General features: G+C 52.4%; 13 protein-coding genes. 11 read left to right on the top strand and 2 right to left on the bottom strand.

The genetic code is table 11. The features are described 5' to 3' along the window. Positions 1 to 244 precede the first annotated feature (244 nt). On the top strand, positions 245 to 1,000 hold the full coding sequence (mlaA, locus tag OGY08_RS06020; protein ID WP_003028190.1) for a phospholipid-binding lipoprotein MlaA: 756 nt from the start codon (positions 245 to 247) through the stop codon (positions 998 to 1,000). A gap of 59 nt (positions 1,001 to 1,059) precedes the next feature. Here the strand turns inward: mlaA and fadL are convergent, their stop codons facing one another. Continuing rightward, on the bottom strand, positions 1,060 to 2,391 hold the full coding sequence (gene fadL, locus OGY08_RS06015; RefSeq protein ID WP_020996688.1) for a long-chain fatty acid transporter FadL: 1,332 nt from the start codon (positions 2,389 to 2,391) through the stop codon (positions 1,060 to 1,062). A 371-nt stretch (positions 2,392 to 2,762) separates the two neighbouring features. Between fadL and OGY08_RS06010 the strand changes: the two genes are divergently transcribed. From OGY08_RS06010 to sixA, 4 genes are all read left to right on the top strand, one after another. Then, positions 2,763 to 3,047 carry a YfcZ/YiiS family protein gene (locus OGY08_RS06010; RefSeq protein WP_003834838.1) on the top strand — a complete coding sequence of 95 codons (285 nt, stop codon included), beginning with the start codon at positions 2,763 to 2,765 and terminating at the stop codon, positions 3,045 to 3,047. Positions 3,048 to 3,224: 177 nt separating this feature from the next. Beyond that, on the top strand, positions 3,225 to 4,535 hold the full coding sequence (gene fadI / locus OGY08_RS06005) for an acetyl-CoA C-acyltransferase FadI (protein ID WP_125363387.1): 1,311 nt from the start codon (positions 3,225 to 3,227) through the stop codon (positions 4,533 to 4,535). Further along, complete coding sequence (fadJ, locus tag OGY08_RS06000) at positions 4,535 to 6,682, top strand: fatty acid oxidation complex subunit alpha FadJ (protein ID WP_241176539.1); 2,148 nt, start codon at positions 4,535 to 4,537, stop codon at positions 6,680 to 6,682. The genes fadI and fadJ overlap by 1 nt, the downstream gene beginning before the upstream one ends. A gap of 208 nt (positions 6,683 to 6,890) precedes the next feature. Next, the gene (sixA, locus tag OGY08_RS05995) at positions 6,891 to 7,376 is read left to right on the top strand and encodes a phosphohistidine phosphatase SixA (RefSeq protein ID WP_003028179.1); all 486 of its coding nucleotides are present in this window, start codon (positions 6,891 to 6,893) and stop codon (positions 7,374 to 7,376) included. A 74-nt stretch (positions 7,377 to 7,450) separates the two neighbouring features. Here sixA and smrB read toward each other — a convergent pair whose 3' ends face one another. Then, on the bottom strand, positions 7,451 to 8,002 hold the full coding sequence (gene smrB / locus OGY08_RS05990) for an endonuclease SmrB (RefSeq protein WP_125363385.1): 552 nt from the start codon (positions 8,000 to 8,002) through the stop codon (positions 7,451 to 7,453). Between the two features lie 166 nt (positions 8,003 to 8,168). On the opposite strand from smrB, the gene prmB reads away from it, so the two are divergent. From prmB to OGY08_RS05960, 6 genes are read left to right on the top strand one after another with little or no spacing between them, the layout of a single operon-like run. Beyond that, positions 8,169 to 9,101, top strand: coding sequence for a 50S ribosomal protein L3 N(5)-glutamine methyltransferase (gene prmB, locus OGY08_RS05985; RefSeq protein ID WP_003028173.1), 933 nt, complete (start codon positions 8,169 to 8,171; stop codon positions 9,099 to 9,101). 39 nt (positions 9,102 to 9,140) lie between these two features. After that, positions 9,141 to 10,226, top strand: a complete 1,086-nt coding sequence (aroC, locus tag OGY08_RS05980; RefSeq protein ID WP_003834825.1) for a chorismate synthase — start codon at positions 9,141 to 9,143, stop codon at positions 10,224 to 10,226. A 3-nt stretch (positions 10,227 to 10,229) separates the two neighbouring features. Then, the gene (mepA, locus tag OGY08_RS05975) at positions 10,230 to 11,054 is read left to right on the top strand and encodes a penicillin-insensitive murein endopeptidase (RefSeq protein ID WP_032944099.1); all 825 of its coding nucleotides are present in this window, start codon (positions 10,230 to 10,232) and stop codon (positions 11,052 to 11,054) included. After that, positions 11,054 to 11,863 (top strand): sulfite exporter TauE/SafE family protein, encoded by an 810-nt coding sequence (locus OGY08_RS05970; protein WP_003834821.1) that lies wholly within the window; start codon positions 11,054 to 11,056, stop codon positions 11,861 to 11,863. Before mepA ends, OGY08_RS05970 begins: the two co-directional genes overlap by 1 nt. Continuing rightward, positions 11,863 to 12,411 carry an elongation factor P hydroxylase gene (locus tag OGY08_RS05965; RefSeq protein ID WP_032944098.1) on the top strand — a complete coding sequence of 183 codons (549 nt, stop codon included), beginning with the start codon at positions 11,863 to 11,865 and terminating at the stop codon, positions 12,409 to 12,411. Before OGY08_RS05970 ends, OGY08_RS05965 begins: the two co-directional genes overlap by 1 nt. Before the next feature lie 32 nt (positions 12,412 to 12,443). Further along, positions 12,444 to 12,719 (top strand): YfcL family protein, encoded by a 276-nt coding sequence (locus OGY08_RS05960; protein ID WP_003028163.1) that lies wholly within the window; start codon positions 12,444 to 12,446, stop codon positions 12,717 to 12,719. Positions 12,720 to 12,794: the final 75 nt, after the last annotated feature.

Raw genomic sequence — 12,794 nt, 5'->3', positions numbered from 1 at the left:
TTGTCTGAAAATCAGCGGGAGAAAGTCTGAGATAGCAAAAATAGTAACGTTTGTTTTTATCGGGTTAGTTAGAATAGAACCGCCGCGGAGTGCGCATTACCAGGCTATGATCAAATCAGTAAGACAGGGTATATAGACATCATTTGACGTGCTGTTACAATCGCTCACATCTAAACAGGCGGATACGTCATCGTTCCGTCATGGATGGCAATCAGCGATAGCCATAAAACACAGGGAGACACTTATGAAGCTTCGCCTGTCGGCGCTTGCGCTGGGAACCACACTTTTGGTGGGGTGTGCGAGCTCCGGTACTGAACAGCAGGGGCGTTCGGACCCATTTGAAGGGTTCAACCGCACCATGTACAACTTCAACTTTAATGTTTTAGATCCATACGTTGTTAGACCCGTAGCTGTTGCCTGGCGTGACTATGTTCCGCAGCCGGCGCGTAATGGTTTAAGCAACTTTACGGGGAACCTTGAAGAGCCGGCCGTCATGGTCAACTATTTCCTGCAAGGCGATCCTTATCAGGGGATGGTGCACTTTACCCGTTTCTTCCTGAATACCCTGTTAGGTATGGGCGGCTTTATCGATGTGGCAGGTATGGCTAATCCGAAGTTGCAGCGCGTTGAACCACACCGCTTTGGCAGTACGTTAGGCCACTATGATGTTGGTTACGGGCCGTATATGCAGCTTCCGTTCTACGGTAGTTTCACGCTGCGTGATGACGGTGGTGATATGGTCGATACACTGTATCCGGTACTGTCCTGGCTGACCTGGCCGTTGTCGATAGGCAAATGGACGGTTGAAGGGATTGAAACTCGCGCGCAATTGCTCGACTCTGACGGTCTGCTGCGTCAGTCTTCCGATCCTTACATCATGGTGCGTGAAGCTTACTTCCAGCGTCATGACTTTATTGCGAACGGCGGGAAACTCAAACCAGAAGAAAACCCGAACGCGAAAGATATTCAGGATGATTTAAAAGAGATCGATTCTGAGTAAGGAATTGGGCAAATAAAAAGGTGAGCTAAAAAGCTCACCTTTTTTACGTCTGAAGAAAATCAGAATGCGTAGTTCAAGTTCATACCGTACAACCAGGCTTTCCCTTCAGATTCAAAGGAGTATGGGCCTTCTTCGAATTTCACTTTCTGACCGTGCATATAAGAGATGCCAACATCCAACGATGCATCCTTATTAAAGGCGTAGGTTGTACCCGCACTCAGCCAGAAGCGGTCCTGATCCGGAATAGAGATGGAACGACGGTTTGCCGGAACCGGGCTATCATCAAAGGCGATACCGGTACGGAACGTCCAGGTATCATCATAGTAATAGGTAGTACCGAGCGCGATGCGATAAGAGTCTTTGAAGCCTTCTTCTTTATAGAACAAGGTTTGGCCGTTGTTGCCTTTTGCTTTCAGCTCCTGGAACTGACTCCAGCTGGTATAAGCCATGCTGTAGTGAACCGCCCACTGTGGTGCAACGCGGTTATAGCCTGAAAACTCCCACATTTCTGGCAGGTTCAGATCAAGTGAACCATCGATCGTACTGCCGTTGGTTCCTGCTGGCAGGCTGGCGAACACCGGACGCAACTGCGCAGGAATACGGTCCATTGATGGCAGATTGCTGCGGTAATCACCGTTGAAGTCAATTTTTACTTCAGAACGGTAGGTGAAACCGTAGCGGTTATCTTTATCTACTTCATAAAGAAGGCCAGCATTCCAACCGAAGCCCCACTCGTCACCTTTCAGGCGCGCAATCTGTGTATCTGCCGGATATTGCGCGGCCAGTGATGGAGGAATTCTGCCCCCGGAGCCTGCAACGATCTGCTGTGGTAAATCGCCAGCATAGCGTTCAAGCTTCGCTTTTGCATAGACGGCGTTTAAACCGAGACCGAAGCTAAAATGATTGTTCAGGCGATAAGCACCGCTCAGGTTTAGATTGAGCGTTTCCAGATCGGTTTTTCCGCCCATCGAGCCTGCTGTGTAATTATTGTTAAACTCCGTAGCCAGGCCGTAGTTAGAGGTGACTGAGGCCCCCCAACCAAACTGATCGTTAATCGGAGCAACAAAATGCACGTTTGGTATCCAGGCTGTTGGGGCGATATTATCCTGGCTGGCGTCATTGCCAATACGCGAGCGACCGGAAATATCTACATCTGGGTCAACGAAAATTGCACCTGCTGAGAAAGTAGGGCGATCGAACATCATAATTAGTGCCGGGTTACGACTGGCGTTACCTGCATCATCTGCAATTGCGCCTTCACCCGAATATGCCCGGCCAAGGCCAGAGGAAGAAAATTCGTTTAACTGAAAGCCTGCAGACCAGGCCTGTGTGGAGATAATTGCCACTGCGACTGCGAGAGCAGACTTTGTAAACAGGGTTTTCTGGCTCATGACCATAACCTCATAGATTTATTTTTATACAAACAATGTTACATGCCGTAACAGGAGCGCGAAGTGTAGGGTCTGAGGTACGACTTAGAAATCAGACCAGTGGCGTGAGTATAGGTCGGACCAGCTGGAATGTTGCAAGTATGTTTATAAATATTTTCAAATTTGATCAGAGAAACGCGATCCAGCTGGCAAAATTGCGGGGGTGCGCACTCACCTGTTTGGGCGATTTTTGTTTTAGATCATTTTTAAGTGTGATTTCGGTCACTTATCGCATTTCATACAATTAACGACTGGAGAGGCGAATAATGGGAGCGTAAAATATCCCTATCGTTTATCTGGCACCTCAGGTGCGAATACAGAGGAAATCTACAATGAGTAAATGCAGTGCTGATGAAACCCCGGTTTGCTGCTGTATGGATGTTGGCACCATCATGGACAACTCCGATTGCACCGCGTCCTACAGCCGTGTGTTCGCGAATCGCGCAGAGGCAGAAGAAACGCTGGCCGCTCTGACCGAAAAGGCGCGTGGCGTGGAATCTGAGCCTTGCCAAATCACCTCGACCTTTACTGAAGAGTCAGAAGGTGTGCGTCTGGATATCGACTTTGTTTTTGCCTGTGAAGCTGAAACGCTGATCTTCCAGCTGGGCCTGCGTTAATCCCCCTCTGCAAAAGCCCTTGCTATCAGATAGCAAGGGCTTTTTCGTAACTGTCAGTGATTATTCACTGTGTCTTAGCTCCCACTTTCTTTTCTCTCCGCTTGGCTAAATGTAAAAAATTGGTTAAGACTATGATCAGGTCAGACCACTTATTTTATTTTTTTACAGGGGAGTGTTATGAGTCAGGCTTTACCGCTGGTTACCCGCCAGGGCGACCGTATTGCCATTGTAAGTGGGTTGCGTACGCCATTTGCTCGTCAGGCTACCGCGTTTCATGGCATTCCCGCCGTTGATTTAGGAAAAATGGTCGTCGGTGAGCTGCTGGCGCGCAGCGAAATACCTGCTGATGTGATTGATCAACTGGTTTTTGGTCAGGTGGTGCAAATGCCTGAAGCGCCAAATATTGCTCGTGAAATCGTGCTGGGAACCGGCATGAATGTGCATACGGATGCCTATAGCGTAAGCCGAGCCTGCGCGACCAGTTTTCAGGCAGTGGCGAATGTCGCGGAAAGCCTGATGGCGGGGTCTATTCGTGCGGGAATTGCGGGTGGTGCGGACTCCTCGTCAGTCTTGCCTATTGGCGTTAGTAAAAAGCTGGCGCGGGTGCTGGTGGATGTCAATAAGGCCCGGACTACCGGTCAACGCTTTAAACTCTTTTCCCGACTGCGTTTACGTGACCTGATGCCTGTGCCGCCAGCCGTCGCTGAGTATTCCACCGGTTTGCGTATGGGGGATACGGCTGAGCAAATGGCCAAAACCTATGGTATTATCCGAGAACAGCAGGACGCTCTGGCGCACCGCTCTCATCAGCGTGCCGCTCAGGCGTGGGCTGAAGGAAAGCTGGCAGATGAGGTAATGACCACCTACGCGCCACCGTTTAAAGATCCTTTTTCAGAAGATAACAATATTCGCGGTAACTCTACGCTGGCCGATTACGCCAAACTACGTCCGGCGTTTGACCGCAAGCACGGCACTGTCACCGCAGCAAACAGTACCCCACTGACGGACGGTGCAGCCGCCGTGATCATGATGACGGAGTCGCGTGCGAAAGAGTTGGGGCTGGTGCCGCTGGGATACTTGCGTAGTTTTGCCTTTACCGCCATTGATGTCTGGCAGGACATGCTGCTGGGACCGGCGTGGTCAACGCCGCTTGCTCTGGAAAGAGCGGGTCTGACCATGGCAGATTTAACCCTAATCGATATGCATGAAGCCTTTGCCGCTCAAACGCTGGCGAATATTCAGTTGCTGGGTAGCGAACGTTTTGCCCGCGACGTGCTGGGCAGAGCACATGCCACTGGCGAAGTTGATGACAGTAAATTTAACGTGCTGGGTGGATCGATTGCCTATGGACACCCCTTCGCCGCCACTGGTGCGCGCATGATTACCCAAACCCTCCATGAGTTACGACGTCGTGGCGGTGGTTTTGGTTTAGTGACCGCCTGTGCAGCTGGTGGTTTGGGTGCAGCCATGGTTCTGGAGGCGGAATAATGGAAATGGCATCGGCTTTTACACTAAACGTACGCCTGGATAACGTTGCTGTTGTCACCATTGATGTGCCCGGAGAGAAAATGAACACCCTGAAAGCGGAGTTTGCTTCTCAGGTACGGGCCATTCTGAAACAAATTCGCGATAACAGAGCATTGCGCGGCGTGGTGTTTATTTCGGCTAAACCCGATAACTTCATTGCCGGGGCGGATATCAACATGATTGGTAGCTGTCGCAGCGCGCAGGAAGCCGAAACGTTGGCCCGTCAGGGGCAGCAGATGATGGCTGAAATCAATGCCTTGCCGATCCCGGTTATCGCCGCGATTCATGGCGCATGCCTCGGCGGTGGCCTGGAGATGGCGCTGGCGTGCCACAACCGTATTTGTACCGATGATGTTAAAACCGTACTGGGTTTACCGGAAGTACAGCTTGGCTTGTTGCCCGGCTCCGGTGGTACGCAGCGGCTGCCGCGCCTGATTGGCGTCAGTACCGCACTGGATATGATCCTCACCGGAAAACAATTACGCGCAAAACAGGCGCTGAAAGTTGGTTTAGTGGATGAAGTTGTACCGCATTCCATTTTGCTGGAAGCGGCCGTTGAACTGGCTAAACAGGACAGTTCTGCGCATCGAACACTGCCCGTGAGAGAGCGAGTGTTGGCGGGGCCGCTGGGGCGGGCGCTGTTGTTCCGCATGGCCAGTAAAAAGACGGCGCAAAAAACGCAAGGTAACTACCCTGCAACAGAACGTATCCTTGAGGTCATCGAAACCGGGCTAGCGCAAGGCAGCAGTAGCGGTTACGACGCTGAGGCCCGCGCGTTTGGTGAACTGGTGATGACATCCCAGTCTCAGGCGCTACGGCACATCTTTTTTGCCAACACCGATGTGAAAAAAGATCCCGGAAGTGATGCGAAACCTGGCCCGCTAAACAGCGTAGGTATTTTGGGGGGCGGTCTGATGGGCGGTGGTATTGCCTACGTGACGGCCTGTAAAGGCGGCTTGCCTGTGCGCATCAAAGATATAAACGCTAAGGGAATCAACCACGCGCTGAAGTACAGCTGGGATCAGCTTGAAACGAAGGTTCGCCGCCGTCATATCAAAGCCAGCGAACGCGATAAACAACTGGCGCTGATTTCGGGATCAATCGACTACCGTGGCTTTGCGCATCGCGATCTAATTATTGAAGCCGTATTTGAAGATCTGTCACTAAAACAACGGATGGTGGCAGAAGTTGAGCAAAATTGCGCACCTCATACCATTTTTGCTTCTAACACCTCATCTTTGCCCATTGGCGATATTGCTGCGAACGCTGCAAGGCCCGAACAAGTGATTGGTTTACACTTTTTTAGTCCGGTGGAAAAAATGCCGTTGGTCGAAGTGATCCCGCATGCCACGACCTCTGAGCAGACGATTGCAACTACCGTTAAGTTAGCGAAAAAACAGGGTAAAACGCCGATAGTGGTCAGAGATAAGGCCGGCTTTTACGTTAACCGCATTTTAGCGCCTTATATTAACGAAGCGATTCGCATGTTGACCGAAGGCGAGCGGGTCGAAACCATAGACGCCGCGCTGGTTAAGTTTGGTTTTCCAGTTGGGCCAATCCAACTTTTGGATGAGGTCGGAATTGATACGGGCACTAAAATTATACCAGTGCTTGAGGCTGCATATGGAGAACGTTTTAGCGCGCCTGCAAATGTTGTTGCTTCAATTTTGAATGACGATCGCAAAGGTAGAAAAAATGGTCGGGGTTTCTATCTTTATGGTGCGAAAGGGCGTAAAAGCAAAAAACAGGTCGACCCTGCAATTTATACGCTTATTGGCGTCCAGGGTCAGGGCCGACTTACCGCTGCGCAGATAGCAGAGCGGTGCGTTATGTTAATGCTCAATGAAGCAGCCCGTTGTTTCGACGAGAAGATAGTCCGCAGCGCACGTGATGGCGACATCGGCGCTGTATTTGGTATTGGTTTTCCGCCATTCCTCGGCGGCCCGTTCAGGTATATGGATTCTCTCGGCGCGGGTGAAGTGGTTGCGGTTCTGCAACGGCTGACCACGCAGTACGGCTCGCGGTTTACACCGTGTGAGCAGTTATTGCAGATGGCGGAACGCAGTGAAAGATTCTGGAATATTGGGGAAACTGACCTGAATTCATGAGGTCAAAGGTAGGATGAATCCGCACTGAATGTATGGGTCGCGCTCAAAATGTAAACAGAGATTGACTATACTTACGCCGTTGAGGTAAAAAACAGCGTTTCATTCGGTGAATGGATAAGGCACAATGCCGGCCACCATATCGTTACCACAGCCAATAGGGGCTGTGAATAAAGGTAGTGGTGATTCTGGTTAACAAAAGCGGTGCAATATGCAAGTTTTTATCATGCGTCACGGCGACGCGGCCCTCGATGCCGCCAGTGATTCGGTTCGTCCCTTAACCTCCTGTGGTTGTGACGAATCTCGCCTGATGGCGAACTGGCTGAAAGGTCAAAAAGTGGATATCGAACGTGTTCTGGTGAGCCCGTTCCTACGAGCCGAACAAACGCTGGATGTGGTGGGGGAATGTATGAACCTGCCAACCGGTGTGGATGTTTTGCCGGAGCTGACTCCCTGCGGCGATGTCGGTCTGGTCAGCGCCTATTTACAGGCTCTGGCCAATGAAGGTATCGCCACGGCACTGGTTATCTCTCACTTGCCTTTAGTGGGATATCTGGTGTCTGAGCTTTGCCCGGGCGAAACACCGCCGATGTTTACCACATCAGCGATTGCCAGCGTTACGCTTGATGAGAGCGGGAAGGGTACTTTTAACTGGCAGATGAGCCCGTGTAACCTGAAAATGGCAAAAGCGATTTAAACAGGCCGGATAAGGCGCAGCCGCCACCCGGAAAATCAAAGAGCCGCAAATGCGGCTCTTTCTGTTTTTCTGCATCACGGAAGTTCAGGCGGTAGCCACTCTTCCACTTCAATCAGCACCAGCAGCGCGGCGTCACCACCGTACTCTTTCGGCGCCTGATGAAACGCCATCACGTGCGGATGCTGGGCCAGCCAGAGCGGCGCTTGCTGCTTAAGAATATGCTTTCCGTGGCCATGCATCACGCAGGCACAAAACACATGTTCGCGACGACAGGCGGCAATCAGCGCGCCTAACTCTTGTTTGGCCTGTTGCTGGGTCAGTCCGTGCAGATCGAGAAACAGCTCCGGAGAGTAATCGCCACGGCGCATTTTCTTCAGTTCGAAATGGCTGACGTCGGCACGCAGGTATCTTACCGGGCCGTCCGTATTCAGCAGCGGCTGAAACTCATCCGAGAAATAGTGGCTGGCATCAGCCTGCTCCTGTAGCAGTCTTTTAACCGGAACCTCGGCAATTTTTTTACGTGGAGGTCGGTGAACGATGGTGTCCTGTTTAATTTTACGCGTGCCGGTCATCAGCTGGCGAAACAGCGTCTGATCCTCCTCGCTGAGCGATGTTTTCTTTTTCATTCGAGAGTCTCAACTTTTATTTTCCGTTAGTTTAACCCGACTCGGCGGGCATCCGATCGCTTAAAACGCAATTTTCGCGTTCAGGCCCCGTGTGAATGCTGATTTATCGCCGTCTTCGTGGCAAACTAGCCGCCGAAATTAATACGAGCATGCCCTGGAGGAATACGTGGATAAAATTTTCGTCGATGAAGCAGTGAGTGAACTGCATACCATTCAGGACATGTTGCGTTGGGCGGTCAGCCGTTTTAGCGCGGCGAACATCTGGTATGGCCATGGCACGGATAACCCATGGGACGAGGCCGTACAACTGGTGCTGCCGTCACTTTATTTGCCGTTGGATATTCCAGAAGATATGCGTACCGCGCGTCTGACCTCCAGCGAGCGTCATCGTATTGTTGAACGCGTGATTCGCCGCGTCAACGAGCGCATTCCGGTTGCTTATCTGACCAACAAAGCTTGGTTCTGCGGGCATGAATTTTATGTTGATGAACGCGTGCTGGTTCCACGTTCACCGATTGGCGAGCTTATCAATAACCGCTTTGCGGGCCTTATTAATGAGCAACCGCAGCATATCCTCGATATGTGTACTGGCAGCGGCTGTATTGCCATTGCCTGCGCGTATGCCTTCCCGGAAGCCGAAGTCGATGCGGTGGATATTTCCACTGACGCGCTGGCGGTGACCGAACACAATATTGAAGAACACGGCCTGATCCATCACGTCACGCCGATCCGTTCCGATCTGTTCCGCGATCTGCTGAAAGTCCAGTATGACCTGATTGTGACCAACCCGCCGTATGTCGATGCAGAAGATATGTCCGATCTGCCAAACGAATATCGTCACGAACCTGAGCTGGGTCTGGCGTCCGGCAGCGATGGGCTGAAACTTACCCGCCGCATTCTGGGGAACGCCCCGGACTACCTGTCAGATAACGGTATTCTGATTTGTGAAGTCGGAAACAGCATGGTACATCTGATAGAGCAATATCCGGATGTACCGTTCACCTGGCTGGAGTTCGACAACGGCGGTGACGGCGTATTCATGCTGACCAAAGAGCAGTTAGTTGCTGCTCGCGAGCACTTCAGCATTTATAAAGACTAATTACACGCGCACATACACAACACGCATAACGGAGCCGTGATGGCAGGAAACACAATTGGGCAACTCTTTCGCGTAACCACTTTCGGCGAATCACACGGGCTGGCGCTCGGTTGTATTGTCGATGGTGTTCCGCCGGGCATTTCTCTGACAGAAGCTGACCTGCAGCACGATCTCGACAGACGCCGTCCGGGCACATCGCGCTACACTACGCAGCGTCGTGAGCCGGATCAGGTGAAAATCCTCTCCGGGGTGTTCGAGGGCGTTACCACAGGCACCAGCATTGGCCTGCTGATCGAAAATACCGATCAGCGTTCACAGGATTACGGCGCGATTAAGGACGTTTTTCGTCCGGGACACGCCGACTATACCTATGAGCAAAAATATGGCCTGCGCGACTACCGTGGCGGCGGACGTTCATCCGCACGTGAAACGGCGATGCGCGTGGCGGCCGGAGCGATTGCCAAAAAATATCTGGCGGAAAAATTCGGCGTTGAGATCCGCGGCTGCCTGACGCAGATGGGCGATATTCCGCTGGAGATCAAGGACTGGTCCCAGGTGGAACTTAACCCGTTCTTTTGTCCGGACCCGGATAAACTCGAAGCGCTGGACGAACTGATGCGCGGGCTGAAGAAAGAAGGTGACTCCATCGGAGCGAAGGTGACCGTTGTTGCACGCGGTGTACCTGCGGGTCTCGGCGAACCTGTATTCGACCGCCTGGATGCCGACATCGCCCATGCGCTGATGAGCATTAACGCCGTTAAGGGCGTTGAGATTGGCGATGGATTTGACGTTGTTGCGCTGCGCGGCAGCCAGAACCGTGACGAAATCACCAAAGAAGGTTTCCAGAGTAACCATGCGGGCGGCATTCTGGGCGGGATCAGCAGCGGGCAACAAATCATTGCTCATATGGCGCTGAAACCGACGTCCAGCATTACCGTTCCTGGGCGCACTATTAACCGCTTTGGTGAAGAAGTCGAAATGATCACTAAAGGTCGCCACGATCCGTGCGTTGGGATCCGCGCCGTACCGATCGCCGAGGCGATGCTGGCGATCGTATTGATGGATCACCTGCTGCGTCAGCGGGCGCAAAATGCGGACGTGAAGACCGATATTCCACGCTGGTAAGAGATGAAAAAAACGGCACTTGCGGCGCTGGCTCTGTTTGCCAGTACCGCCTGTCTGGCGGCGACGCCCTGGCAGAAAATTACCCATCCGGTTGCGGGCAGCGCGCAGTCTATCGGCGCGTTTTCCAATGGCTGTATTGTTGGTGCAGATACGCTGCCTGTACAGTCAGAACATTATCAGGTGATGCGCACCGATCAGCGTCGTTACTTTGGCCATCCGGATCTGGTGAGGTTTATCCAGCGTCTGAGTTATCAGGCCAATAGTCAAGGACTGGGCACGGTGTTAATCGGCGATATGGGTATGCCGGCCGGTGGGCGATTCAATGGCGGTCACGCCAGCCACCAGACGGGACTGGATGTGGATATTTTCCTGCAACTGCCGAAAACGCGCTGGACCCAGTCGCAACTGCTGCGGCCGCAGGCGTTAGATCTGGTCTCACAGGATGGCAAACGTGTTGTGCCGTCACTGTGGAAACCGGAGATTTTCAGCCTGATCAGGCTGGCTGCAAAAGATAATGAAGTAACGCGTATTTTCGTGAATCCGGCGATTAAGCAACAACTTTGTCTGGATGCAGGGACCGACAGGGACTGGTTGCGTAAAGTGCGGCCGTGGTTCCAGCATCGTGCGCATATGCACGTGCGGTTACGTTGCCCTGCCGACAGCCTTGAGTGCGAAGATCAACCGTTACCGCCACCGGGTGACGGCTGTGGCGCAGAGCTGCAAAGCTGGTTCGAACCTCCAAAACCTGGAACCACCAAGCCTGAGAAGAAGACACCGCCGCCGTTGCCGCCTTCCTGCCAGGCGCTACTGGACGAGCATGTACTCTAATGGATCATTTTGCCTCTCTGTTTATGGTGTCGCCACTGCTGTTAGGTGTGCTTTTTTTTGTGGCGATGCTGGCAGGTTTTATTGATTCTCTGGCCGGAGGTGGTGGTCTACTCACCATCCCGGCATTGATGGCGGCCGGGATGCCACCTGCGCAAGCGCTGGCAACCAATAAGCTGCAAGCCTGCGGGGGATCTATCTCTTCCTCCCTCTATTTTATTCGTCGGGGTGTGGTTAATCTGGCGGATCAGAAGCTCAATATCTTCATGACCTTTATCGGCTCAATGAGTGGCGCGCTGTTGGTTCAGCACGTGCAGTCAGATGTTCTGCGCCAGATCCTGCCAGTATTGGTTATCTGTATTGGCCTTTACTTTCTGTTGATGCCGAAAATCGGGGAAGAGGACCGACAGCGCCGACTGCACGGTTTGCCTTTCGCGCTGGTGGCCGGGGGCTGCGTCGGCTTTTACGATGGCTTTTTTGGTCCGGCGGCAGGGTCATTCTACGCGCTGGCCTTTGTCATGCTGTGCGGATACAACCTGGCGAAATCGACGGCCCACGCCAAAGTATTAAATGCCACATCGAATATCGGTGGGTTGTTGCTGTTTGCCCTCGGCGGCAAAGTGATTTGGGCGACAGGTTTTGTGATGCTCATTGGCCAGTTTATTGGCGCACGGATGGGCTCTCGACTGGTACTCAGCAAAGGACAAAAACTCATTCGGCCAATGATCGTTATTGTCTCCGCAGTGATGAGCGCCAAGCTACTTTATGATAATCATGGACAGGAGATTCTCCACTGGCTGGGGATGAACTAATGAATAATACGCATCACTACGAACAGTTAATTGAGATTTTTAACGGCTGCTTTGCCGATGAATTTAATACCCGTCTGATTAAAGGCGACGACGAACCGATCTATCTTCCAGCGGATGCGGAATTACCGTATCACCGTATCGTTTTTGCGCATGGTTATTACGCCAGTGCGTTACACGAAATTTCACACTGGTGCATCGCCGGTAAAGCCCGTCGTGAACTGGTCGATTTCGGTTACTGGTACTGTCCGGACGGACGCGACGCGAAGACACAATGCCAGTTTGAAGATGTGGAAGTGAAGCCGCAGGCGTTTGACTGGTTGTTTTGCATGGCGGCGGGCTACCCGTTTAACGTCAGTTGCGACAATCTGGAAGGGGACTTTGAACCGGATCGCGTGGCATTCCAGCGCCGTGTTCATACTCAGGTGATGGAGTACCTGGAAAAGGGGATCCCTGAACGTCCGGCGCGTTTCATTAACGCGTTACAGAATTATTATCACACGCCTGAACTTACGGCGGAACAATTCCCGTGGCCCGAAGCGCTCAACTGAAGCCGCTGCCACGTTTACAATGAGGAAATAAGATGATCGCGGAGTTTGAATCACGCATTCTGGCATTAATCGACGATATGGTAGAGCACGCCAGCGATGATGAGTTGTTTGCCAGTGGCTATTTGCGTGGGCACCTGACGCTGGCTGTGGCTGAGCTGGATGCTGGCGAGGACCATTCCGCTGAGGCATTGTACGCCAATGTGACCAGCAGCCTGGAAAAAGCCATCAGCGCAGGCGAACTCTCGCCGCGTGACCAGGCGTTAGTGAAAGAGATGTGGGACACACTGTTCCAGAAGGCAACGCAATAATAATTGCAGTGGATTGTGCCGGATGGCGACGCGAAGGCGTCTTATCCGGCCTACGCGGACGGGGGTTGTAGGCCG

Source organism: Citrobacter sp. Cpo069 (assembly GCF_030332785.1).
Taxonomy (GTDB): domain Bacteria; phylum Pseudomonadota; class Gammaproteobacteria; order Enterobacterales; family Enterobacteriaceae; genus Citrobacter; species Citrobacter portucalensis.
Note: the sequence above shows the minus strand (reverse complement) of the source record. Positions and strands in the feature narration are given on the sequence as shown.